At 71.0% G+C, this 22910-nt stretch carries 21 protein-coding genes; 10 read left to right on the forward strand and 11 right to left on the reverse strand.

What is annotated here, in order from left to right:
* Positions 1–144 precede the first annotated feature (144 nt).
* From tsaE to AB0M47_RS30400, 5 genes are all read right to left on the reverse strand, one after another.
* Complete coding sequence (gene tsaE, locus AB0M47_RS30380) at positions 145–621, reverse strand: tRNA (adenosine(37)-N6)-threonylcarbamoyltransferase complex ATPase subunit type 1 TsaE (protein ID WP_363420131.1); 477 nt, start codon at positions 619–621, stop codon at positions 145–147.
* Between the two features lie 5 nt (positions 622–626).
* Positions 627–1703 (reverse strand): alpha/beta hydrolase, encoded by a 1077-nt coding sequence (locus AB0M47_RS30385; protein ID WP_253760026.1) that lies wholly within the window; start codon positions 1701–1703, stop codon positions 627–629.
* A gap of 2 nt (positions 1704–1705) precedes the next feature.
* Positions 1706–2815 carry an alanine racemase gene (gene alr / locus AB0M47_RS30390; RefSeq protein ID WP_363420085.1) on the reverse strand — a complete coding sequence of 370 codons (1110 nt, stop codon included), beginning with the start codon at positions 2813–2815 and terminating at the stop codon, positions 1706–1708.
* Positions 2816–2981: 166 nt separating this feature from the next.
* Positions 2982–4403, reverse strand: a complete 1422-nt coding sequence (locus AB0M47_RS30395) for an NAD(P)H-hydrate dehydratase (RefSeq protein WP_363420087.1) — start codon at positions 4401–4403, stop codon at positions 2982–2984.
* Positions 4404–4411: 8 nt separating this feature from the next.
* Entirely contained in the window at positions 4412–4786 is a 375-nt protein-coding gene (locus tag AB0M47_RS30400; RefSeq protein ID WP_253760019.1) for a holo-ACP synthase, read from the reverse strand.
* A 133-nt stretch (positions 4787–4919) separates the two neighbouring features.
* On the opposite strand from AB0M47_RS30400, the gene AB0M47_RS30405 reads away from it, so the two are divergent.
* Positions 4920–5162, forward strand: coding sequence for a hypothetical protein (locus tag AB0M47_RS30405; RefSeq protein WP_363420089.1), 243 nt, complete (start codon positions 4920–4922; stop codon positions 5160–5162).
* On the forward strand, positions 5159–6628 hold the full coding sequence (locus tag AB0M47_RS30410) for an alpha/beta hydrolase (protein ID WP_363420091.1): 1470 nt from the start codon (positions 5159–5161) through the stop codon (positions 6626–6628). Before AB0M47_RS30405 ends, AB0M47_RS30410 begins: the two co-directional genes overlap by 4 nt.
* 5 nt (positions 6629–6633) lie before the next feature.
* Here AB0M47_RS30410 and glmS read toward each other — a convergent pair whose 3' ends face one another.
* From glmS to rplM, 4 genes are all read right to left on the reverse strand, one after another.
* Positions 6634–8505, reverse strand: a complete 1872-nt coding sequence (gene glmS, locus AB0M47_RS30415) for a glutamine--fructose-6-phosphate transaminase (isomerizing) (RefSeq protein ID WP_363420093.1) — start codon at positions 8503–8505, stop codon at positions 6634–6636.
* 221 nt (positions 8506–8726) lie between these two features.
* Positions 8727–10055 (reverse strand): phosphoglucosamine mutase, encoded by a 1329-nt coding sequence (glmM, locus tag AB0M47_RS30420; RefSeq protein WP_363420095.1) that lies wholly within the window; start codon positions 10053–10055, stop codon positions 8727–8729.
* Positions 10056–10208: 153 nt separating this feature from the next.
* Positions 10209–10682: a 30S ribosomal protein S9 gene (rpsI, locus tag AB0M47_RS30425; RefSeq protein ID WP_363420097.1), complete on the reverse strand. Its 474-nt coding sequence runs from the start codon at positions 10680–10682 to the stop codon at positions 10209–10211.
* A gap of 20 nt (positions 10683–10702) precedes the next feature.
* A complete protein-coding gene (gene rplM, locus AB0M47_RS30430; protein ID WP_253760006.1) occupies positions 10703–11146 on the reverse strand; it encodes a 50S ribosomal protein L13 in 444 nt (147 codons plus the stop codon).
* Positions 11147–11428: 282 nt separating this feature from the next.
* On the opposite strand from rplM, the gene AB0M47_RS30435 reads away from it, so the two are divergent.
* From AB0M47_RS30435 to AB0M47_RS30445, 3 genes are all read left to right on the forward strand, one after another.
* Positions 11429–12778 (forward strand): nitrate/nitrite transporter, encoded by a 1350-nt coding sequence (locus AB0M47_RS30435; RefSeq protein WP_363420099.1) that lies wholly within the window; start codon positions 11429–11431, stop codon positions 12776–12778.
* A 209-nt stretch (positions 12779–12987) separates the two neighbouring features.
* Positions 12988–13578 carry a malonic semialdehyde reductase gene (locus tag AB0M47_RS30440; protein WP_363420101.1) on the forward strand — a complete coding sequence of 197 codons (591 nt, stop codon included), beginning with the start codon at positions 12988–12990 and terminating at the stop codon, positions 13576–13578.
* A gap of 118 nt (positions 13579–13696) precedes the next feature.
* On the forward strand, positions 13697–14272 hold the full coding sequence (locus AB0M47_RS30445; RefSeq protein ID WP_363420103.1) for a MarR family transcriptional regulator: 576 nt from the start codon (positions 13697–13699) through the stop codon (positions 14270–14272).
* Positions 14273–14286: 14 nt separating this feature from the next.
* Here the strand turns inward: AB0M47_RS30445 and AB0M47_RS30450 are convergent, their stop codons facing one another.
* Both AB0M47_RS30450 and AB0M47_RS30455 read right to left on the reverse strand, forming a co-directional pair.
* On the reverse strand, positions 14287–14580 hold the full coding sequence (locus AB0M47_RS30450) for a type II toxin-antitoxin system PemK/MazF family toxin (protein WP_363420105.1): 294 nt from the start codon (positions 14578–14580) through the stop codon (positions 14287–14289).
* Complete coding sequence (locus AB0M47_RS30455; protein WP_363420107.1) at positions 14570–14878, reverse strand: DUF6364 family protein; 309 nt, start codon at positions 14876–14878, stop codon at positions 14570–14572. Before AB0M47_RS30455 ends, AB0M47_RS30450 begins: the two co-directional genes overlap by 11 nt.
* Positions 14879–15152: 274 nt before the next feature.
* Here AB0M47_RS30455 and AB0M47_RS30460 point away from each other — a divergent pair, with 274 nt between their 5' ends.
* The 5 genes from AB0M47_RS30460 (at position 15153) to AB0M47_RS30480 (ending at position 22860) form a co-directional block, all read left to right on the forward strand.
* Positions 15153–17354 (forward strand): molybdopterin oxidoreductase family protein, encoded by a 2202-nt coding sequence (locus AB0M47_RS30460; protein WP_363420109.1) that lies wholly within the window; start codon positions 15153–15155, stop codon positions 17352–17354.
* Between the two features lie 41 nt (positions 17355–17395).
* On the forward strand, positions 17396–18811 hold the full coding sequence (locus AB0M47_RS30465) for an FAD-dependent oxidoreductase (RefSeq protein ID WP_363420111.1): 1416 nt from the start codon (positions 17396–17398) through the stop codon (positions 18809–18811).
* Positions 18808–21303: a nitrite reductase large subunit NirB gene (nirB, locus tag AB0M47_RS30470; RefSeq protein WP_363420112.1), complete on the forward strand. Its 2496-nt coding sequence runs from the start codon at positions 18808–18810 to the stop codon at positions 21301–21303. Before AB0M47_RS30465 ends, nirB begins: the two co-directional genes overlap by 4 nt.
* On the forward strand, positions 21300–21668 hold the full coding sequence (nirD, locus tag AB0M47_RS30475) for a nitrite reductase small subunit NirD (protein ID WP_253759990.1): 369 nt from the start codon (positions 21300–21302) through the stop codon (positions 21666–21668). Before nirB ends, nirD begins: the two co-directional genes overlap by 4 nt.
* Positions 21669–21741: 73 nt before the next feature.
* Positions 21742–22860, forward strand: coding sequence for a uroporphyrinogen-III synthase (locus tag AB0M47_RS30480; protein ID WP_363420115.1), 1119 nt, complete (start codon positions 21742–21744; stop codon positions 22858–22860).
* Positions 22861–22910: the final 50 nt, after the last annotated feature.

Raw genomic sequence — 22910 nt, forward strand, 5'->3', positions numbered from 1 at the left:
AAAATTCACGACGAACAACCAGCAACGACACCGGACGAGCCATCAACAACACCTCGAATCAACCAAGGTGTTGCGACCACCCCCTGAATCCACCGGCCTAGATCGCATGTGTATCCGTGATCTGCTGCTGATGCAACAGGTGGGTTAGCTGGCGAGGCGGGTGGCCCAGTCGCCGTCGTGGCCGATCAGCTCGACCTCGCGGGTGTCGTCGTCGTGCCTGGTGATCCGCACTTCGAGGTACGCCTCGGCCAGCTGCTCGACCATGCCCTCGCCCCACTCGACCAGGGTCACCGAGTCGTCGATGTCGGCGTCGAGGTCGAGATCGTCCACTTCGGCGCGCGGATCGCGGACCATCCCCAGCCGGTACGCGTCGACGTGGACCATCGGCACCGTCCCGCCTGCGTGCACGTCCGGGCGATGGACCCGGGCGATGACGAAGGTCGGCGAGGTCACGTCGCCGATGACGCGCAGTCCCGCGCCGATGCCTTGGGCCAGGGCGGTCTTGCCCGCGCCGAGCGGGCCGGTCAGGATCACGAGGTCGCCGGCGTGCAGCAGGCGAGCCAACTCCGCGCCGTACGCGTGAGTGTCCTCGACCTTCCGCAGCTTGATGGGCGATGTCACCGAACTCACCCGATCACCTTATCGAGGAAGCCCTGCAACGCCGCGTTCACCTCGTCGGCGTGCTCCAGCAGAACGACGTGGCCCGAGTCGGGCACGACGACCAGCTCGGCGTCGGGCAGGTGCCGGACGATCTCCTCCGAGTGCGTCACCGGCAGGATCGGGTCCTTCTCACCGCAGATCACCAGCACCGGCTTGTCGCGGATGGCGGCCAGCGCCGGGTAGCGCGCGTGGCTGTAGAGCGTACGCAGGTAGCGGGTGACCGTGTCCATCGGCGTGCCGGAGTTCATCTGTTCCACATAGGAGACCAGCGCCGGGCTGGGCCGCTTCGCGCCGAATCCGTACCGCCGGGTGAGCAGCCAGGCGAGGTCGCTGGAGGCGTGCCGGGCACGGTCGATCATGCGCCCGCTGTACCTGGTCGCGCCCGAGACCACCCCGAGCACCGGCCCGGCTCCGGCGATCATCTCCGGGATGCCGCCCAGCTTGCCGCTCTCGGACTTGCCGCCGCTGGTGGAGATGAGGGCGACTCCGGCGACCCGGTCGGCGAACAGTTCCGGGAACAACTCGGCGCAGGCCATGATCGTCATGCCGCCCATCGAATGTCCGATAAGGACGATCGGGCCGGTCGGCGTGGTCTGCTGGATGACGTCGCGGAGCGCCTCGCCGAGGGCGGGCAGCTCGTACTCCCCGTCCTCCAGGCGGCCGGACCGCCCGTGTCCGGGCTGGTCGTAGAAGACCATCCGGTAGTCGCCGGGATCGAGGTAGCGGCGCTGCATGTGGAAGGTGCCCATGTCCAGGCAGAAGCCGTGGACGAAGATCAGCGTCGCCTCCGGCTCGCTGTCGCCGCCGAGGTCCACCGTCACGCCGTCGGCCGGCTCGACGATCTCGACGTACAGTTCCACCCCGTCCGCCGTGGTCACGGTCATCGCCTCGTCGTAGGGCAGCGGACCGAACGGCTCATCGGCGTACGGGTCTTCGGAGTTCTTCCGTGTTCGGCCCACCAAGGCACGCTCCGCCGCCACTCCGGCGGCCACACCGGCCGCCGCCACCCCCGCCAACGCTCCGACGATGCCCCATCGCGCCATCGTCAGCCCCGATACCTACGTGGTACGCCGGACCGCCCGAACCGGGTCACGATCTCGTAGTTGATCGTGCCCACGGTGGCGGCCCAGTCGTCGGCCGTCGGTTCGCCGTCGTCGCCCGGCCCGAACAGGATCGCCTCGTCCCCGGCGGTGACCAGGGCGTCGTCGCAGTCCAGCACGAACTGGTCCATGCACACGCGCCCGGCGATCTCGAAGCGCCGTCCGTTCACCCATACGGGCCCGCCACTGCTCGCGTGCCGGGGCACGCCGTCGGCGTACCCGATGGGAATGAGACAGAGCGTGGTCTCGCGGGCCGTGACGTAGGTGTGGCCGTACGACACGCCCTCGCCCGCCGGGACCCGCTTGACCAGCGCGACCGGCGCGCGAACCGTCATCGCGGGGCGCAGGCCGAAGGTCTCGCCGGCGATGGGCGACAGCCCGTAGACCGCGACCCCCGGGCGGACCAGGTCGAAGTGGGTGTCGGGGCGGGTCAGCGTGGCGGCCGAGTTGGCGATGTGCCGGAGCCGGGGCGTGACGCCCGCGAGTTCGGCGGTCGCCAGCGCGTCGTGGAAGACCTGGAGCTGCCGGTCGATCGACGGATCACCCGGCTCGTCGGCGCAGGCCAGATGGCTCCACACCCCGACGATCTCCAGTACGCCGTCCGCCTGCGCCTGCGCGGCGGCCTCGACGAGCTTGGGCCAGACGTCGGGTGGGGCGCCGTTCCGATTGAGCCCCGTGTCGATCTTGAGGTGGACGCGGGCCACCCGATCGATCTGGCGCACATCGTCGACCAGCTCAGCCAGCTGACCGAGGCTGGACACGCTCAGATCCACGTCCGCCAGTACGCCGTCCCGCAGCGGCGTCCCCGGCGGCAGCAGCCAGGCCAGGATCGGCGCGGTCAACCCCGCCGCCCGGAGTTCGAGCGCCTCCGGCAGACTGCGTACGCCCAGCCAGGTGGCCCCGCCGGCGAGGGCGGCCCGCGCGCTGTGCACCGCGCCGTGGCCGTAGCCGTCGGCCTTCACGACCGCCATCACCTCGGCCGACGTCTTCGCCTTGAGCAGCTCGACGTTGGCCCGGATGGCCGCGAGATCGACGACCGCTTCCGCCTGCCACATGGTTCCACCCTACCGGCTGGTACGAGTCGCCGGCTCGTGGAGATCAACCCCCGAGATGCCCGGGCGCGCGCTGGACCTCACGCGGAAGCGCGCTGGATCAGGGTTCTCGGTCGAATCTTGGGTCAAGATTCGACCCGGAACCCTGATCCGGCGCAAGCACGGACCGTCAGCGAGGCACCACCGTGCGGAGGGCGGTGGCGATGTCTGCGCTGGTCACCGAGCCGGATTCAGCGGCGGCCCGCCCGGCGAGCCCGTGCAGATAGGCGGCCGCGACGGCAGCGCGTACGGGGGTGAGGCCTGCCGCGAGCAGTGATCCGAGCAGTCCGCCGAGCACGTCGCCCGAGCCCGCCGTCGCCAGGGCCGGGGTGCCGGTCGGGTTGACCCAGGCCTCGCCGTCGGGGCTGGCGACGATCGTCCGGTCGCCTTTGAGCAGCACGACCGACCGCGTCCAGGCGGCCAGGGTCAGCGCCGAGCCGACCCGGTCCTCCCCCGGCGCGCTGCCGGCCAGCCGCTTGAACTCCCCGTCGTGCGGGGTCAGCACGGTCGGCGCGGTCCGGGCGCGCAGCTCGTTCGCATGGGTGCCGTCGACCAGCATCGTGATCGCGTCCGCGTCGAGGACCGCCGGGAGGGGAGCCGCGAGCACCGCTCGCAGTTCCTCGCGGGCCCGCTGGTCGGTGGACAGCCCGCTGCCGCAGACCCAGGCCTGGACGCGGCCGGCGTCCGAGACGCGGGGCGCCACGACGACCGACGGGTGCAGGGTGGCCACGATCGAGTGGGCGGAGCCGGCGTACCGGACCATGCCGGTCGGCCCGGCGAGCGCTCCGGCGGTGGACAGCAGCGCCGCGCCTGGATAGCTCGCCGACCCAGTGGCCAGCCCGACCACGCCGCGGCTGTACTTGTCCGACTCGGCGCCGGGGTGCGGCCACCACTTCTCGATGTCGGCCTGCTCGGCCAGGCGTACGGCCGGGGCGGCGGTCATGGTCAGGCCGATGTCGACCAGCTCCACCTGCCCGGCGAGCGGGGCGGCCGGTCCGACGACGAGCGCCGGTTTGAGGACGCCGAAGGTGACCGTCACGTCCGCGCGTACGGCGGGACCGGGCAGGTCGCCGGTGTCCACGGCGACGCCGGACGGCACGTCGACCGCGATCACCGGCGCGGCCGTGCCGGCGAGCCGGGTCGCCGCGTCGAGCGCCGCGCCGCGCAGTGCGCCGGTCGCGCCGATGCCGAGCATCCCGTCGACGACGAGGTCCACGTCGGACGGCCACTCCGTGACGACCCGGCCGCCGGCGGCGAGGAGCGTCTGCAGCCCGCCGACATGGGCCCGGCGGGCGTCGGTCAGCCAGGCCGAGACCGCCACTCCCTGACCGGCGAGCGTCGCGCCCGCGTACAAGGCGTCGCCGCCGTTGTCGCCGGTGCCGACTAGCAACAGGACCCGTGAGCCGTAGAGCCGGCCCCGTGAGCGCAGCGTGATCGCGCAGCGCCGGGCCAGCCCGGCGGCGGCCCGCGCCATCAGGGTGCCCGGGGGCAGCGTCGCCATCAGGGCCTTCTCGGCCGCCCGCACGTCAGCCACCCGCCACGCCGCTCTCATGCCCGCCCCTACGCGTCTCGTTCGGCGATGACCACCGCCGATGCGATGCCGCCGTCGTGCGACAGCGACAGATGCCACCGTTGAATGCCGAGCCCGGCCGCGGCTTGCGCCACCGTGCCCGAGACCACCAGCCAGGGCCGGCCCGCCTCGTCCACGGCCACCTCACAGTCGTGCCAGTGCAGTCCCTGCGGCGCGCCGAGGGCCTTGGCGACCGCTTCCTTCGCCGCGAACCGGGCCGCGAGCGACTCCGCCGACCGCTCGTGGCCGGACCGGGTGATGCGCTCGGCCTCGGTGAACACTCGCTGCGCGAGATGCGGGGTGCGCTCGAGTGCGGCGCGGAAGCGCTCGACGAGCACTACGTCATTGCCGACCGACACGATCACAGGGCAAACCCTACCGGCCGCACAAGCCCTGTGGACGACCACTTCGATCGGTCCCGGGCCGTCGTCCACAGGTGCTTGAGGCCGCTCCCGGCACCGGTCAGCATCGGCGGCAGTTAACTCAGGGAGGTGACCCATGGAGTTCGAAGTCCACATCGACCGGCTCGGCCAGTGGTCCGACCGGCTCGCCGACACCGGAACCGCGCTGACGCGCTCGCAGCCGGTCGCGGCGCCGGCCGGGTGGTCGGCTGCGGCCGCGCTGTCCACCTGGGAGAACGCGCTCGCCGGGGTGCTGCGCGCGGTCGGCGAACGGACCGTCCACACCGGTGAGTCGGTCCGGGCCTGCGCGGCCAACTATCGCTCCGCGGATCGCTCATGATCATCGGGTACGCACAACTCTGCGCGGCCGACGTCGAGGCCTGGCACGCCGGGGCGACCGCCTTTCGGCGGCTCGCGCAGCAGGTCGAGGAGCGGGTCGCGGAGTTCGACACGACTGCGGCCGGGCTCCGGCAGGACTGGCGCGGAACGGCGGCCGACGCGGCCACGGTGGCCGTCGCGGACCTCCGGGAACTGACCGCCGCCTGCCGGGTGCCGATCGAGCGGACCGAGCGGCTGCTGGCGGAGCACGCCGACCGGGTGGCCGCGGCTCGCCGGGCATTGCTGGCAGCGCGTACGCCGGAGGCAGCGGCGCTCGCGGTGCACGCCGCGCGGCAGTCCGATGAGCGTACGGCGGCCGCGTTGGCGCAGCTGACCGCGTCGATGAGCCCGCCGTGCCCGCCTGCTGCCGGGCCGGTGGCCGTCCGCGAATGGTGGCGTGGGCTCAGCAAGACCCAACGAGAGCTGCTCCTGCTTCAGTCGCCCGAGCGGATCGGCGGGTTGGACGGCGTACCGGTGGCCGACCGGGACCGGGCGAACCGGGAGGTGCTGCGCCGGGAACGGGATCGGCTCAGCGCCCTGCTGGCGAGCCTGGCCGGCGACCGGCACGCCGCCCGGGAACGCGACCGGGTCGAGCGGACGCTCGCCGGGCTCGCCACGCTCGCCGACCGGCTCGCCCGCCCGGGTGCGTACCTGGTGGGGTTGGACACGACGGGCGACGGCCGCGCGATCGTGGCCCTCGGCGACCCCGACCGTTCGAAGAACGTGCTGACCTATGTGCCCGGCATGGGCGTACGCCTCGACGGCCAGCTGGGCACGTCCCTCGATCGGACGGCCGCGATGGCCGAGGCGGCGACGACAGCGGACCCGTCGACGTCCACGGCGGCCATCCTGTGGCTGGGCTATGACACTCCGGACTCCCTGTTCGAGGGGGCTTCGGCCGGCGCCGCCCACGACGCCCGCGCGGCCCTCCACGACTTCCAGGACGGGCTGGCCGCGACCCACCAGGGCGACCTCGGCGAGCAGAGCGTCGTCGGGCACTCCTACGGCGCGCTGGTCGTGGGCGAGACCGTACGCGACCTCGGCCTGCGCGCCGACGACCTGGTGTTCCTCGGCGCACCCGGGGTCGGCGTCGAGCATGCGGCCGACCTGCACGTGGATCCGGCGACGGTGTGGGCGGCCAGCGCGAACAACGACATCGTCGGGCTGGCCGCGCCGTCGATCCGGCAGTTCTGGATGGAGCAGTCCTGGCCGCGCTACATGGGTGATCCGATGCCGGACCTCTGGCACGGGCACAATCCGGCGGACGACGGGTTCGGCGGGCACGTCTTCGAGGCGGCCGACAACGCCAACCCGATCTCGGCCCACTTGGCGTACTGGGACCGCGGCAATCCGGCGCTGGCCAACGTCGGCCGGATCGCCGCCGGGCGGGAATCCGAGGTCAGCTCACCGCCGCCGCCGGAATCCTGACCGGATCACTCCACCGTCACCGACTTCGCCAGGTTCCGCGGCTGGTCGACGTCGTGACCCCGGGCGGTCGCGATCTCGCAGGCGAGGACCTGCAACGGCACCGTCGTCACGAACGGGGCCAGCAGCGTCGGCGTACGCGGGACGCGGATCACGTGGTCGGCGTAGGGCACGACGGCGTCGTCGCCCTCCTCGGCGATCACGATGGTCCGCGCGCCCCGCGCCCGCACCTCCTGGATGTTGGAGACGATCTTGTCGTGCAGGACGCCCCGGCCGGCCGGGCTCGGCACGACGCAGACGACCGGAGTGCCCTCGTCGATCAGCGCGATCGGGCCGTGCTTCAGCTCACCGGCGGCGAACCCCTCGGCGTGCATGTAGGCCAGCTCCTTGAGCTTCAGCGCGCCCTCCAACGCCACCGGGTAGCCGACGTGGCGGCCGATGAACAGGACGGTGTTGCGCGTACTGAGGTCGCGGGCCAGCGTCTTCATCCCGTCGAGGTCGGCCAGGACGGTCGCGATCGCCTCCGGCATCGCCCGGAGCTGCTCGACGACCGAGGCGACCTCGTCGGCGTACTTGATCCCCCGGACCTGGGCCAGATGGAGGCCGACCAGGTAGCAGGCGGCGAGCTGGGTGAGGAACGCCTTCGTGGAGGCGACCGCGATCTCCGGGCCGCCGTGCGTGTAGAGGACGGCGTCGGACTCCCGGGGGATGGTCGAGCCGTTGGTGTTGCAGATCGCCAGTACGCGCGCCTTCTGCTCCTTGGCGTGGCGCAGCGCCATCAGCGTGTCCATCGTCTCGCCGGACTGCGAGATGGCGATGACCAGGGTCGACCGGTCGAGCACCGGGTCGCGGTAGCGGAACTCGCTGGCCAGCTCGACCTCACAGGGGATCCGGGTCCAGTGCTCGATCGCGTACTTGGCGACCATTCCGGCGTGGTACGCCGTCCCGCAGGCGACCACGAAGATCTTGTCGACGTCCCGGAGGTCCTGGTCGGTGAGGCGGACCTCGTCGAGCAGGATGCTGCCCGTCTCGCTGAGCCGGCCGAGCAGGGTGTCGTGGACCGCCTGCGGCTGCTCCAGGATCTCCTTCTCCATGAACCAGTCGTGCCCGCCCTTCTCGGCGGCGCGCGCGTCCCAGTCCACGTGGTACGGACGGGCCTCGGCCGGCTTGCCCTCGAAGTCGGTCACCTCGACGCCCTCGGTCGTGATCAGCACTACCTGGTCCTGCCCGAGTTCCAGGGCGTCCCGGGTGTGCGCGATGAACGCGCTCACATCGCTCGCGAGGAAGTTCTCGCCCTGGCCGACCCCGACCACCAGCGGTGAGTTCCGCCGGGCGCCGACGACCGCGCCCGGGGCCTCCCGGTCGACGGCGAGCAGGGTGAACGCCCCCTCCAACCGGCGGCAGACGCGGCGCATGGCTTCGGCCAGCGCGGCCGCGCCCTTCTCCGGCACGACGGCGAGTTCGAAGGCGAGCAGGTGCGCCACGCATTCGGTGTCGGTCTCGGACCGGAACTCGATCCCCTGCGCCTCCAGCTCGGCCCGCAGCAGGGCGAAGTTCTCGATGATGCCGTTGTGGATGACCGCGACCCGGCCGTCGGCCGACAGGTGTGGGTGGGCGTTGCGGTCGGTCGGGCCGCCGTGGGTCGCCCAGCGGGTGTGGCCGATGCCGACCGTCCCCGCGGTGATCCGGGCGTCCTCCGCCTCGGCGAGTACGCGGTCCAGGTTGGCCAGCTTCCCCGCCCGCTTCGCCACCGCGATCTCGGCCGCGCTCAGGATGGCGACGCCGGCCGAGTCGTAGCCGCGGTACTCCAGCCGCCGCAGTCCGTCCAGGACGATCTCCAGGGCCGGTCGGGCGCCCGCGTATCCCACGATTCCACACATGACTCGCAGCGTAGCGGAGTTTCGCTCAAAGTCCATGCGCGATGTGGATACTTATGCGCACGACAACTGCGCAAAACCCGACGCGCAGAGAAAACGAAAGGACCGGATCAGGGTTCCGGGTCGAGTCTTGCCGGGGAGCCTCTAAGGCGAGCCGCCAGGAGTGCAGTCAGGCAAGATTCGACCGAGATCCGTGATCCGGTCCTAAAACGGATGCGGGCAGGTCAGGCCGCGGAGCGTACCGCCGACGCGATCTCCTCCGCGGTCTCCAACGCCAGCTCGGGCGTCGACGCCTCCACCATGACGCGTACCAGTGGCTCGGTGCCGGACGGACGGAGCAGGACGCGCCCGGTGGCCCCGAGCCGCGCGGCGACCGCGTCCACGGCCGCGACCACGGCGGGGTGCGTCACCACGGACCGGTCGGCCTTCACGTTGATCAGGCGCTGCGGCAGCTTGGTGACGACGGCGGCCAGGTCGGCGAGGGTCTTGCCGGTCTGCGCCATGCGGGCCATCAGCAGCAGGCCGGTGAGCAGCCCGTCGCCGGTGGTCGCGTGGCTGGGCAGGACGATGTGGCCGCTCTGCTCGCCGCCGAGCGAGTAGCCGTGCTCGCGCAGCTCTGCCAGCAGGTACCGATCGCCGACCTTCGTCTCTACCAGGCTGATACCGGCGTCCCGCATGGCGATCTTGAGCCCGAGGTTGCTCATCACGGTGACGACCAGGGTGTCCTCGGCGAGCGTGCCGGACTCCTTCAGGGCGAGCGCGAGGATCGCCATGATCTCGTCGCCGTCGACGACCTCGCCGGTCGCCGTGACCGCGAGGCAGCGGTCCGCGTCGCCGTCGTGCGCCAGCCCGAGGTCAGCCCCGTTCGCCAGGACGGCCTCCCGCAGCGCGTCGAGGTGAGTCGCGCCGCACTCGTCGTTGATGTTGACCCCGTCGGGCTCGGAGAAGATCGGGATGACGGTCGCCCCGGCCTCCTGGTACGCCGCCGGCGCGACGTCGCTGGCCGCGCCGTTCGCGCAGTCGACCACGACGGTCAGACCGTCGAGCTGGTGCGGCACGGCGGAGCGCAGGTGCTTGAGGTAGTGCTCGGCGCCGTCGAGCAGGTCGTGGACGCGGCCGACGCCCGCCCCGGTGGGACGCTGCCACGCCTCACCGATCCGGGCCTCGATGGCGTCCTCGATCTCGTCGGAGAGCTTGTGCCCACCGGCGGCGAAGAGCTTGATCCCGTTGTCGGGCATCGGGTTGTGGCTCGCCGAGACCATCACGCCGAAGTCGGCGCGCACCTCGCTCGTCAGGTACGCCACCGCGGGCGTCGGCAGCACGCCGGCCCGGACGACGGTGGCGCCCGCACTGGCCAGCCCGGCGACCACCGCGGCCTCCAGCATCTCGCCACTCGCTCGGGGATCCCGGCCCACGACCGCCACCGGCTGATGGCTGCGGTCCGCTTCGGCCAGGGTGTGGGCGGCGGCGACAGCGATCGACATCGCCAGTTCGGGGGTGAGGTCGCCGTTGGCCAGGCCACGGACGCCGTCCGTGCCGAAGAGCCGACCCATGTGTCCTCCTCGCAGATCCAGGGCAGACGAGAATGGCCGGGGGGCTAGGTGCCCCCCGGCCATCACAAGTGCAGGTCGCGTCGACAGCGCCACATCAGGCTAGCTGCCACGGATACCCACTGCGCCAACTTCATGCTGGCAGTAATGCCGGCATCAACGCTTCGAGTACTGAGGCGCCTTGCGGGCCTTCTTGAGACCGTACTTCTTGCTCTCCTTGACGCGAGCGTCGCGGGTCAGGAAGCCGGCCTTCTTCAGCGCCGGGCGGTCGTCGAGGTCCAGCTCGCACAGCGCGCGAGCGATGGCCAGACGCAGCGCGCCGGCCTGACCGGTGATGCCGCCACCACGGAGGTTGGCGATGATGTCGAAGGCCTCGGCCTTCTCGGCCACCACGAGCGGCTCGCGCACGGTCTGCTGCGAAACCTTGCTCGGGAAGTAGGCCTCCAGGTCACGCCCGTTGCACGTGATCTTGCCGGAGCCCGGCATGATGCGTACGCGGACGATGGCCTCCTTGCGGCGGCCAACGGTCTGCACGGGGCGGTCCCCGCGGGGGGCCTTCACGGCGACCGGGGCGACGGCGTCGACAGCCGTGGCGACCGCGGCCGGCGTCGGCACAGAAGTCTCGGTCATAGTGATTCCTTCGCCCGCGCTCACTGCGCGATCTGCTTGATCTCGAACGGCTGCGGCTGCTGCGCGGCGTGGGGGTGCTCGGGGCCCGCGTAGACCTTGAGCTTGCCCAGCAGCTGGCGGCCCAGCTTGTTGTGCGGGAGCATGCCCTTGACGGCGAGTTCGATCGCCTTCTCCGGCCGCTTGGACAGCAGCTCGTCGTAGCCGACCTTCTTCAGACCGCCCGGGTAGCCCGAGTGGCTGTAGGCGACCTTCGTCGCGCGCTTGTTGCCCGTCAGCGCGACCTTGCCCGCGTTCACGATGATCACGAAGTCACCGGTGTCCACGTGCGGCGCGAAAGTGGGCTTGTGCTTGCCGCGCAGGAGCGTGGCGGCGTGGGTGGCGAGCCGGCCCAGCACGACGTCAGAAGCGTCGATCACGTGCCACTGACGCTCGATCTCACCCGGCTTCGGGCTGTACGTACGCACAGGTCTACCTTGTCTGGTCGTCGGACATGTCTCTTGCGATGCAGGCCGCGCCATCTACTTGACAAGATGGTCGGCAACGAACGACAAGCGTACCCGACAGGTCCGCGCCGCCTTTTCACGCAACAGCGCACAACGATACCTGCTGGCTTACGCCGGGGTCAAAACGGCTACCGCCGTATGGCTCGCCTCACAGGGTACCTGCCGCGATGGTGCGCCTGGTTTCACACCCCGGGTACGCGCAGCGCACAACACGGCAATCACACGTTCGTAACTTTCCTGACCATGACCGCGACAGTCACCACACCGGCACCGGCTGCACCGCAGCAGCGGGTGATCTCGCACTGGGACCCCGAGGACACCGCCTTCTGGGAGTCCACCGGCCGCCGGGTCGCCCGGCGCAACCTGATCTTCTCGATCTTCGCCGAGCACCTGGGCTTCTCGGTCTGGACGCTTTGGAGCGTCGTGGTGGTGGCCCTGCCACCGGCGCTGTTCGCGTACTCCGTGAACCAGAAGTTCTGGCTGGTCGCCCTCCCGAACCTCATCGGCTCGATCATGCGGATCCCGTACACCTTCGCGGTGACCCGGTTCGGCGGGCGTACCTGGACCATGATCAGCGCACTGCTGCTACTGATCCCGGTCTCGGGGATGATCTACGCGGTGACCGCCCGGCCTGCGTACTGGGTGGTCCTGACCATCGCGGCGACCGCCGGGCTGGGCGGCGGCAACTTCGCGTCGTCGATGACCAACATCTCGTTCTTCTTCCCCGAGCGGAAGAAGGGCACTGCGCTGGGGCTGAACGCCGCGGGCGGCAACCTCGGCATCAGCGTCATGCAGCTGGTCGTGCCGATCGCGTTGTCGTTCGGGCTGGTCTACGGCGGTGTCATGTGGCTGCCGCTGATCCTGGCCGCCGGAATCTTCGCGTACGCCTTCATGAACAACCTCGCCGTGGCGAGGTCGCCGCTGCGGGCGCAGTTCGCCACGGTCAAACGGGCGCACACCTGGATCATGTCGTTCCTCTACATCGGGACCTTCGGCTCGTTCCTGGGCTACTCGGCGGCGTTCCCGCTGGTCCTGAAACTCCAGTTCCCGAACGCCCCGGTGGCGCACCTGGGGGCGGCGACGATCACCCTGGCCTTCGCCGGTCCGCTGGTGGGCTCGATCGCCCGGCCATTCGGCGGCTGGCTGTCGGACAAGGTCGGCGGCGCCCGGGTCACCGCCACCTGCTTCGTCCTCATGGGGCTCGGCTCGTACGGCGTGGTGACGGCGGCCGGGTCGAAGAACCTGGCGCTCTTCCTGGCCTCGTTCGGCGTGCTGTTCACCGCGGCCGGGGCGGGCAACGGCTCGACCTACCGGATGATCCCGGCGATCTTCGCGGCGAAGTCGCCGGACGCGGCCACCGCCAAGCGGGAGTCGGCGGCGACCCTAGGCATCGCCGGGGCGGTCGGCGCGTTCGGCGGCTTCTACCTGCCCCGGGCGATCAGCGACTCCATCGCGGCGACCGGCGGCATCGGCACGGCGTTCACCTGGTTCACCGTCCTGTACGCCGTCTGCCTCGCCGTAACGTGGTGGTGCTACCTGCGCCGCCGAGTGCTGGTCACGGTCGCCCCCAGCCTCGCCCACGCCTCCGTCTAACCGCCCACCCCCTGCTCTGCCCCGTTGATCATGGAGTTAACTGCGGTATCGACGGTGTGTCGCGACCGGAAACTCCATGATCAACGGGGTATTTCAGTGATGCGCTCAACTAGTGCTTGCACATTGGTTGAAACTTCATCTAACTTGGGTCGGGTGGCGCCCGAGAGGGGGGCGATCACGTAATAAAGGGCTGACAGTTTGGAGACCTAATGAGCCTCGTTCTTGATCAGGCGGCGCAGGATCTGCTGTTCCGCGAGGCGCGTACCGCGAACGCCTTCACCGACGAGCCGGTGAGCGACGAGCAGATCCAGGCGATCTACCACCTCGTGAAGTACGCCCCGACCGCGTTGAACTCGCAGCCGCTGCGGGTGGTGCTGGTGCGTACGCCGGAGGCCCGGCAGCGCCTGGTCGGCACCCTGGCCGAGGGCAACAAGGCCAAGACCGCCGCCGCCCCGCTGACCGCCATTCTCGCCGCGGCCCACGACTTCCACGAGAAGCTCGACAAGACCTTCCCCCACGCCCCCAACGCCAAGGACCGGTTCGCCGAGGAAGAGGCCCGGATCCGGACCGGCCGGTTCAACGGCGCGCTCCAGGTCGGCTACTTCATCCTGGGCGTACGCGCCGCCGGGCTGGCCGCCGGCCCGATGGGCGGGTTCGACGCCGACCTGCTGAACAAGGAGTTCTTCGGCGACGGCCGGGCCAGTGTCCTGGCGGTCGTCAACATCGGCAAGCCGGCCGACAACGCCTGGTTCGACCGCAACCCGCGGCTGGACTTCGACGAGGTCGTGACGACGGTCTGAACCGCCTCACCAGCTGAGGACCACAGCCGGCGTCGCACCAGCGAGGTCGGCTGTCGGCTTGCCGCCAAGTGATGCGCGACCTACTCGATCGAGAGGGGAAGTGAGTACTGTGACTGGCATGTCCGCCGACATCAAGACCGAAGCCCGCTGGCTCACCGATGACGAGCAGCGGTCCTGGCGGGCGTTCCTCGAGGGCAGCCGGCTGCTGATGCACAACCTCGAGCGAGGGCATCAGAAGCACGGGTTGTCCGGCACCGACTACGAGATCCTCGTCCAGCTGTCGGAGGCTCCCGAGCACCGGCTCCGGATGAGCCAGCTCGCCGTACGCACCCTGCTGGAGAAGAGCCGCCTGTCGCACCAGATCACCCGGATGGAGAAGGCCGGCCTGATCGAGCGGCAGCCGTGTCCCGACGACCGCCGGGGCCAGTTCGCGGTGCTCACCGAGCACGGCTGGGAGACGATCCAGCGGGTCGCCGTCGACCACGTCAACCAGGTCCGCGACATCTTCGTGGACAAGATGACCCCGGAGCAGTTCGCCGTCCTGGGCGCGGCGTTCGAGCAGGTCGCGGCCGGGCTGCGGAAGCCGCGTCCGGAGGCCTGCGCCGAGGCCCTCGGCTACGACGCGCCGGAGTCGTGCGGCGCCGGCACCGACGCCGACGACTCCACCTGCGACGCGGACCTGTTCCTCCCCTGAGCTGTGGAGCCCGGCTAGAGGTCTTGGATGATCTTGAGCGCTCGGCCGACCCGCCGCATCGTGTCGGTGTCCGCGACCTCGACGAGGTCGGTGAACCACTTCTTCATCGGCGACGAGACGCGATCGGGCATGATCACGAATTCGCCCATCGGCACGGCCAAGGGCGAATCGCGCAGCTCCTCCTCGTCCACCACCTCGGCGACGACCACGATCGGCACATCGGTTCCGTTGTAGACGTCGGAGCTGATGACGAGACCGAGCCGCTCGCGAGCGCCCTCGATCCGCCAGATCTCACCTCTACGCAGCACGCTTGTCATTTCCTCCGCCGCTTCGGCGCGGTCGTCGACCGCTGCTCTGGGTCAGTCCGCCGCGCAATGCGTCTGTGACCGTCTCATAGTCGGCCTCGTCCGCAAGCGCCTGCTTCTCCAGTTTGTCCAGGCCCGCTCTCCGGAGCACGTCGGCATGTGCGCCGAAGAGCTCGCGTAGGGCCTTCTCCTTGGCGGCCTTGTCCATCCAGGCCGACAAGGACATGCCGTCGCGTTCCGCATAGCGGCGCGCGTCGGCGATCGTGTCATCCGAGAACGAGAGAGTCACCTTCGCAGTCATGCAAGTGAGGGTACCTCCGGTATGACCCATAGTCATCCCCCAATCAGAACTCCGCGCGTGAGTGAAACCCCAGCTCACGTGAGGTGTAACTGATCTCACAGACAGTCACTATCGATCACGCTAGAACGTCGTGTCAATGGACAAAACCCCCATCTGTGTCCTCACGGTCATACCACCGGCCAACACCGCCCCCACCGAACAGATGAGCGCGACTTTGCAGGTCGGAAACATATGAGAAGTCGGGCCGAAACCGCCTGCCCTCACGCTCGTCTCCATGGCACCCCCAGCTGACCGCACCTCCAGCGGCTCGCGCGAGCACTCCTCGGCGGTTGCCACCCACTGCCCGTACTGCGCTCTGCAATGCGGGATGACCTTACGGGCCGACGCGTCGGGCAAGGTCGAAGTGGCTCCCCGCGATTTCCCCACCAACCGGGGCGGGCTGTGCCAGAAGGGCTGGACCGCCGCCGAACTGCTCGACCACCCCGACCGGCTGCGTACGCCGTTGCTCCACGGCGAGCCGGCGACCTGGGCGGAGGCGTACGACTTCATCGTCGGCAAGATCCGCGACGTGCAGCGGGACCACGGGCGGGACGCCGTGGCGGTCTTCGGCGGCGGCGGGCTCACCAACGAGAAGGCGTACGCGCTGGGCAAGTTCGCCCGGGTCGCGCTGCGGACCAAGAACATCGACTACAACGGGCGCTTCTGCATGTCGAGCGCGGCCGCCGCCGGGATGCGCGCCTTCGGCGTCGACCGCGGCCTGCCGTTTCCGCTCGCCGACGTCGGCAAGGCCAAGACGCTGCTGCTGGTCGGCGCGAACGTCGCCGAGACGATGCCCCCGTTCGCCCGGTACCTCACCGAGCAGCGCGAACTGCCGGGCGCGACGCAGATCGTGATCGACCCCCGGGCCACCCCCACCGCCCGGAACGCCACCTTGCACCTCCAGCCGACGCCGGGCACCGATCTCGCGCTCGCCAACGGCCTGCTGCACATCGCCGTCGCCGAGGGCCTGATCGACTCCGAATACCTCGACGACCGGACGACCGGCTTCGACGACGTACGCAAACTGGTCGCGGAGTACTGGCCGGCGCGAGTCGAGCGGCTGACCGGCGTACCCATCGCTGATCTGGAGCAAGCCGCGCGGGCCTTGAGCGACGGCCCGGCGATCATCCTGACCGCACGCGGCGCGGAGCAGCACGCCAAGGGTGTGGACACGGTGTCCGCCTTCATCAATCTCGCGTTGGCGCTGGGCCTGCCGGGCCGCCCGGGTTCCGGGTACGGCTGCCTGACCGGGCAGGGCAACGGTCAGGGCGGCCGGGAGCACGGGCAGAAAGCCGACCAGTTGCCGGGCTACCGCAAGATCGACGATCCCGCCGCGCGCGAACACGTGGCCGCGGTCTGGGGCGTCGACCCGGCTGATCTGCCCGGCCCCGGCCGGTCGGCCTACGAACTGCTCGACAGCCTCGGCGAGGACGTCAAGGCGTTGCTCGTGTTCGGCTCGAATCCGGTCGTCTCCGCTCCGAATGCTGTTCACGTAGAGAAACGTCTGCGAAACCTGGATTTGTTGGTCGTGTGCGACTTTGTGAAGAGCGAGACGGCACAGCTCGCCGACGTCGTCCTCCCCACCGCCCAGTGGGCCGAGGAGGACGGCACCATGACCAACCTCGAGGGCCGCGTGCTGCGGCGCAAGGCCCTCCGCGAACCACCGCCAGGGACAGGGACGGATCTGGCGGTGCTGGCCGAGCTGGCTCACCGGCTCGGCCCCGGGACGGACGCCGTTCGGGCAAACGGCGGCCTTCCCACGAGTGCGCGGTTCGACTCCGATCCGCGCGCGGTCTTCGAGGAGCTGCGGCGTGCCTCCGCAGGCGGATTGGCCGACTACGCGGGCGTCACGTGGGAGCGGGTGGACGCCGAGGACGGCGTGTTCTGGCCCTGCCCGTCTGTGGACCGGGCGGGCACGCCGCGGCTCTTCGAGGAACGGTTCGCCCACCCGGACGGGCGGGCCCGGCTGACCGCGGTCGACCACCGGCCCGCGGTCGAGGAGCCCGACGCCGAGTACCCCCTCTATCTCACCACCGGCCGGCTGCTGGCCCAGTACCAGTCCGGCGCGCAGACGCGCCGGATCGAGCCGCTCGCGCGGGTCGCCGGATCCGCGTTCGTCGAGCTCCATCCCGATCTCGCGGCCCGCCTCGACATCTCTCAAGATCAACTTGTACGCGTGACGAGCCGCCGCGGCGAGATGACCGCCCCCGCGCGGCTGACCGAGAGCATCCGACCGGACACCGTCTTCGCCCCCTTCCACTTCGCCGGTCGGCAGCGCGTCAACTCGCTGACGTCGGCCGCCCTGGACCCGATCTCCCGCATGCCCGAGTTCAAGGTGTGCGCTGTAAAGGTCGAGCCAGTCCCCGCTCGATCCGGCGACAGCCGGGAGGACGGCGGACGGGCTCACGGCCCCGAGCTAGCAGAGCCGAGCCAATGACCGCCGATGGCGCCGGTCTCCTCATGGACAGGAGCACCAAGGTGAACGAGGTAGTCATCGTCGGCTACGGGATGGCGGGCGCGCGATGCGCCGCCGACCTGGCCCGGCGTGGCGTCAAGGCGACCGTCGTCGGCGCCGAGCCGCATCGGGCGTACAACCGGATCCTGTTGTCCAATCTCCTCGCCGGGAAGGTCGACGAGACCGGGGTGGAGCTGCCCGACTCCGGCGGGTCCATTCGGACGGGGGCGCCGGTCGTCTCGATCGACCGGGACCGGCAGACGGTGACCTGCGCCGACGGCACCGTCGTGGAGTACGAGCACCTCGTGCTGGCCACCGGGGCCACCGCGTGGATCCCGCCGGTCGAGGGGCTCGACCCGGACGCGCTGCCCGACCGGGTCGCGGTGTTCCGGACCCTGGACGACTGCCGCCGCATCCTCGACTTCAGCGCCGGCGCGCGTACCGCCATCGTGCTCGGCGGCGGGCTGCTCGGCCTGGAGGCGGCCCGCGGATTGGCCGGGCGAGGCCTGGCCGTGCAGGTCGTCCACCCCGTCGGGCATCTGATGGAACGGCAGATCGACCCGGACGCGAGCGCCATCCTGGCCGGCACCCTGGCCGAACTGGGCATCACCGTCCACACCGGAGTGTCAGGGGCGCGGCTGACCACCGGGCCGGACAGCGTCACGCTCACCCTGTCCGACGGCCGGGAACTCACCACCGACCTGCTGGTCCTGTCGTGCGGCGTACGCCCGGAGACGGCGCTCGCCCGGGACGCCGGGCTGGCCGTCGACCGGGGCATCGTGGTGGACGACCGGCTCCGGACCAGCGACCGGCGGATCTCGGCCATCGGCGACTGCGCCCAGCATCGCGGCCAGGTCGGCGGGCTCGTCGCACCCGCGTGGGCCCAGGCGAACGTGGTGGCCCGGGTGCTGAGCGGCGAGGAGCCGCTGGCGGCGTACCAGCCCGCGCCGATCGTGACGCGGCTGAAGGCGAACGGCATCGACCTCGCCTCGATGGGCACCCTCGACGGCGAGCACCACGAGGATCTGCGCTTCGCCGATCCCGCCCGGGGCACGTACGCCCGCCTGCGGATCCACGAAGGCCGCGTGTCCGGCGCCGTGCTGCTGGGCGACAACCCGCTCGTCGGGCAGGTCATCCAGCTCTTCGACCGGGGCGCGCCGGTTCCCAATGACCGCCGCGCGCTCCTTCTCGGGCGCAGCCTGGGCAGCACCGCCACTGCCCAGGCTGCGCCCACTCCCGCGCTGATGCCCGACGCCGCGACCGTCTGCCAGTGCAACTCGGTCAGCAAGGGATCCATCGTGCGCGCGTGGCGCGACGGCTGCCGCGACGTCGCGGCGATCGCCGGCCGGACGCGCGCCACCACCGGCTGCGGGACCTGCACCGACGCGGTCTGCGGCATCGCCGATTGGCTGTCTGCGCAGGAGGGTGTCAAGGCATGAGCAACGGTGCCAAGAAGGTCGTCGTGGTCGGCCACGGAATGGTCGGGCAGCGGTTCGTGGAGGCGCTGGCCGCCCGGGACACCAGCGGCGAATGGCAGATCACCGTCCTCGGCGAGGAGCTGCGGCCCGCGTACGACCGGGTGCGGTTGTCCGCGTTCTTCGACGGGGTCAGCGCGGCCGAGCTGGGCCTCGGCGACCTGCCGGACGACGTCGAGCTGCGGCTCGGTGAGACGGTCCAGGGAATCGACCGGACCCGGCGGGTGGTCACCACCTCCGCCGGCGAGTACGCCTACGACAAGCTCGTCCTCGCCACCGGCAGCCGCCCGTTCGTGCCGCCGATCGCCGGGGCCGACCTGCCGGGCGTCTTCGTCTATCGCACGCTCGACGACCTCGAAGCGCTTCAGGCGTACGCCGAGGGCCGTCAGGTCGGCGCGGTGCTCGGCGGTGGCCTGCTCGGCCTGGAGGCGGCCAACGCGTTGCGGCTGCTCGGGCTGACCACCCACGTCGTCGAGTTCGCCCCGCGGCTCATGCCGCTTCAGGTGGACGACGGCGGCGGCGCCGTCCTCAAGGGACACGTCGAGGGCCTGGGCCTGACCGTCCACACCGGACGAGCCTGCGCGAGCGTGCTCGGCGAGGCCGCGGTGACCGGCCTGACCTTCAGCGACGGCGGATCCGTCGACGCCGACCTCGTGGTGATCGCGGCCGGCATCCGGCCCCGGGACGAGCTGGCCGAATCGGCGGGCTTGGCGCTGGGACCGCGCGGCGGGTACCTCGTGGACGCGGGCTGCGCGACCGCCGACCCCGACGTGTACGCCGTCGGCGAGTGCGCCGCCCTGAGCCTCGACGGCGCCGACGGGCGCACCTACGGACTCGTCGCCCCCGGGTACGCCATGGCCGAGGTGGTGGCCGACCGGATCGTCGGCGGCGACGCCGCCATGGCCACGCCGGACACCTCGACGAAGCTGAAGCTGCTCGGCGTCGACGTCGCCTCGTTCGGGGCGGCGGACGGGCCGCTCGACGTCGTCTTCCACGACGGCGCCAACGGGGTGTACGCCAAACTCCTGCTCTCCGACGACGCTCAGACCCTGCTCGGCGGCATCCTCGTCGGGGACGCGTCGGCGTACCCGACGTTGCGGGCGAGCCTCGGCGGTCCGCTGCCCGGCCCGCCGATCGCGCTGCTGGCCGGGGACTCCGCCGGAACGGCCGGAGCCGGGTCGCTCCCGGGCACGGCGCAGGTCTGCTCCTGCAACGCCGTCACCAAGGACGCCATCGTCGACGCGATCCGTGACGGGGCGGCCGACGTGCCGGCGCTCAAGGCCTGCACCCGCGCCGGCACCACCTGCGGCTCGTGCGTACCGATGCTGAAGAGCCTGCTCAGCGAATGCGGCGTGCACCAGTCGAAGGCGCTCTGCGAACACTTCGCACACAGCCGCCAAGAGCTGTACGACATCGCCCGCGTCCGCGGCATCCGGACGTTCTCCGAGCTGATCACCGCGCACGGGCAGGGCCGGGGCTGCGACATCTGCAAGCCGGTCGTGGCCTCGATCCTCGCCTCGCTGACCAACGGCTACGTGCTCGACGGCGAGCAGGCGGCGTTGCAGGACACCAACGACCACTTCCTGGCGAACATCCAGAAGGACGGCACCTACTCGGTGGTGCCCCGTATCCCCGGTGGCGAGATCACCCCGGAGAAGCTCATCGTCATCGGCGAGGTCGCCAAGGACTTCGGGCTCTACACGAAGATCACCGGCGGGCAGCGGATCGACCTGTTCGGCGCTCGCGTCGAGCAGCTGCCCCAGATCTGGCACCGGCTGGTCGACGCGGGATTCGAGTCCGGGCACGCGTACGGCAAGGCGCTGCGCACCGTGAAGTCGTGCGTCGGCAGCACCTGGTGCCGGTACGGCGTACAGGACTCGGTGGGCCTCGCGGTGGATCTGGAGCTGCGCTATCGGGGCCTGCGGGCACCGCACAAGATCAAGTCGGCCGTCTCCGGCTGTGCCCGGGAATGCGCCGAAGCCCGGAGCAAGGACTTCGGGATCATCGCGACCGAGACCGGCTGGAACCTCTATGTCGGCGGCAACGGCGGCTTCCGGCCCCGGCACGCCGACCTGCTCGCCACGGACCTGTCCACCGAGGACCTCATCCGCACGGTCGACCGGTTCCTCATGTACTACATCCGGACCGCCGACCGCCTGCAGCGGACGGCGAGCTGGCTGGAGGGCCTCGACGGCGGGCTCGACCACCTGCGGGACGTCATCATCCACGACACCCTCGGCCTCTGCGCGGAACTGGACGCGGCGATGGCACACCACGTCGGCTCGTACGCCGACGAGTGGAAGGCCACTTTGGACGATCCCGAGCGGCTGGCCCGGTTCGTCTCGTTCGTCAACGCGCCGGGGACCCCCGATCCCTCGATCAGCTTCGAGACCGAGCGCGGGCAACGAGTGCCCGCCCGCCCCGTTCCTGTCACGCTCACCGGGAGGAAGTCATGACCACCGCCTTCGCCGACCTCGCCGTCTGGACGCCGATCTGCTCGATCAGCCGCCTGGAGATCGAACGCGGGGTGGCCGCGCTCGTCGAGGGAGTGCCCGTCGCGATCTTCCGGACCTTCACCGGCGACGTGTACGCCGTGGACAACGTCGACCCGTTCAGCGGTGCTTCGGTGCTCTCCCGGGGCATCGTCGGCACCCGGGGAGACGTCCCGACGGTCGCCTCACCGATGCACAAGCAGGCCTTCGACCTGCGTACCGGGGACTGCCTCGACGACCCCACCATGCGGGTCCGGGCCTGGGCGGTCCGCGTACGCGATGGAGTGGTCGAGATCGGCGAGCCCCTCGCGGCGAGCGTGCCCGCATGACCGGCCGCTCGCGGCTGGTCGTCAGCCGGCACAGGCTCAGTCGTGCGAACGCCGGCCGCAGGTCGGTGATCGCATGACGACTGTTGCCGCCGCCGGTACGCAGACGGAGGGCGAGCTGGCTGGGTTCACCATCGGCGTGACCGCCGACCGGCGGCGCGACGAGCTGGCGGCGCTGCTCGAACGGCGGGGAGCGCGAGTGGTCATCGCCCCCGCGCTCCGCATCGTGCCGCTCCCCGACGACGTCGAGCTGCGGGAGGCGACCCGGCGGTGTCTGGCGACCCCGCCCGACATCGTCGTCGCCAACACCGGCATCGGCATGCGCGGCTGGCTGGAGGCGGCCGAGGGCTGGGGCCTGGGCGACGCGCTGCGGCAGGTGCTGGGCAACGCGTACCTGGTCGCCCGGGGGCCCAAGGCGCGGGGCGCGGCTCGGGCGGCCGGCCTCTTCGACCAGTGGTCGCCGGAGTCGGAGAGCTGCGACGAGGTGCTCTTTCACCTGCTGGCACGCGGCGTACACGGTGAGGTCATCGCCGTGCAGCTGCACGGGGACCAGCAACCCGACTTCTGCGCGGCGCTGCGCTCGGCCGGCGCCGACGTCATCGAGGTGCCCGTCTACCGCTGGGCGCCGCCGCACGACCCGGCCCCCTTGCAGCGCCTGGTCGACCTCGTGCACAACCGGCTCATCGACGCCGTCACGTTCACCTCCGCGCCCGCCGTGCAGGCGCTGCTCGACGCGGCCGGACCGGCGCGCGCGGACTGCGTCGAGGCGATGCGCTCGGATGTGCTCGCCGCGTGCGTCGGCACGGTGACCGCGGCCCCGCTCACCGAACTGGGTATTCCGGTCGTGACGCCCACGCGGGCCCGGCTCGGCGCACTGGTCCGCTCGCTCAGCGACGAACTGCCCAAACGGGCGGTCACGCTGCAGGTCGCCGGGCACGAGCTGACCCTGCGCGGGCACGCCGCCGTGGTGGACGGCCAGCTCAAACCGCTCGCCCCCGCGCCGATGGCGGTCCTGCGCGCGTTGGCGACCCGGGCCGGCCGAGTGCTGTCCCGCGCGGCGCTGCTGCCCTCGCTCCCCCGGGGCGCGGACGAGCATGCCGTCGAGATGGCCGTCGCCCGGCTGCGCGCCGGGTTGGGCGGACCCGGTTTCGTCCAGACCGTCGTCAAACGCGGCTATCGCCTGCCGGTCGAATGATTTACTCGCCCCACTGGCGTGAACGGCCTGGTGGCTCTAACGTCTGGCGC

Origin of the sequence: Hamadaea sp. NPDC051192 (assembly GCF_040682475.1) — a bacterium.
Lineage (GTDB): Bacteria > Actinomycetota > Actinomycetes > Mycobacteriales > Micromonosporaceae > Hamadaea > Hamadaea flava.

Coding starts and splice junctions, on each gene's coding strand:
- AB0M47_RS30405 (WP_363420089.1), top strand. CDS start 4,920: ATGGAGTTCGAAGTCCACATCGACCGGCTCGGCCAGTGGTCCGACCGG.
- AB0M47_RS30410 (WP_363420091.1), top strand. CDS start 5,159: ATGATCATCGGGTACGCACAACTCTGCGCGGCCGACGTCGAGGCCTGG.
- nirD (WP_253759990.1), top strand. CDS start 21,300: ATGACCACCGCCTTCGCCGACCTCGCCGTCTGGACGCCGATCTGCTCG.
- rpsI (WP_363420097.1), bottom strand. CDS start 10,682: ATGACCGAGACTTCTGTGCCGACGCCGGCCGCGGTCGCCACGGCTGTC.
- nirB (WP_363420112.1), top strand. CDS start 18,808: ATGAGCAACGGTGCCAAGAAGGTCGTCGTGGTCGGCCACGGAATGGTC.
- glmM (WP_363420095.1), bottom strand. CDS start 10,055: ATGGGTCGGCTCTTCGGCACGGACGGCGTCCGTGGCCTGGCCAACGGC.
- alr (WP_363420085.1), bottom strand. CDS start 2,815: ATGTGGCAGGCGGAAGCGGTCGTCGATCTCGCGGCCATCCGGGCCAAC.
- AB0M47_RS30395 (WP_363420087.1), bottom strand. CDS start 4,403: ATGAGAGCGGCGTGGCGGGTGGCTGACGTGCGGGCGGCCGAGAAGGCC.
- AB0M47_RS30440 (WP_363420101.1), top strand. CDS start 12,988: ATGAGCCTCGTTCTTGATCAGGCGGCGCAGGATCTGCTGTTCCGCGAG.
- AB0M47_RS30385 (WP_253760026.1), bottom strand. CDS start 1,703: ATGGCGCGATGGGGCATCGTCGGAGCGTTGGCGGGGGTGGCGGCGGCC.
- AB0M47_RS30455 (WP_363420107.1), bottom strand. CDS start 14,878: ATGACTGCGAAGGTGACTCTCTCGTTCTCGGATGACACGATCGCCGAC.
- AB0M47_RS30480 (WP_363420115.1), top strand. CDS start 21,742: ATGACGACTGTTGCCGCCGCCGGTACGCAGACGGAGGGCGAGCTGGCT.
- AB0M47_RS30435 (WP_363420099.1), top strand. CDS start 11,429: ATGACCGCGACAGTCACCACACCGGCACCGGCTGCACCGCAGCAGCGG.
- glmS (WP_363420093.1), bottom strand. CDS start 8,505: ATGTGTGGAATCGTGGGATACGCGGGCGCCCGACCGGCCCTGGAGATC.
- AB0M47_RS30445 (WP_363420103.1), top strand. CDS start 13,697: ATGTCCGCCGACATCAAGACCGAAGCCCGCTGGCTCACCGATGACGAG.
- AB0M47_RS30460 (WP_363420109.1), top strand. CDS start 15,153: ATGGCACCCCCAGCTGACCGCACCTCCAGCGGCTCGCGCGAGCACTCC.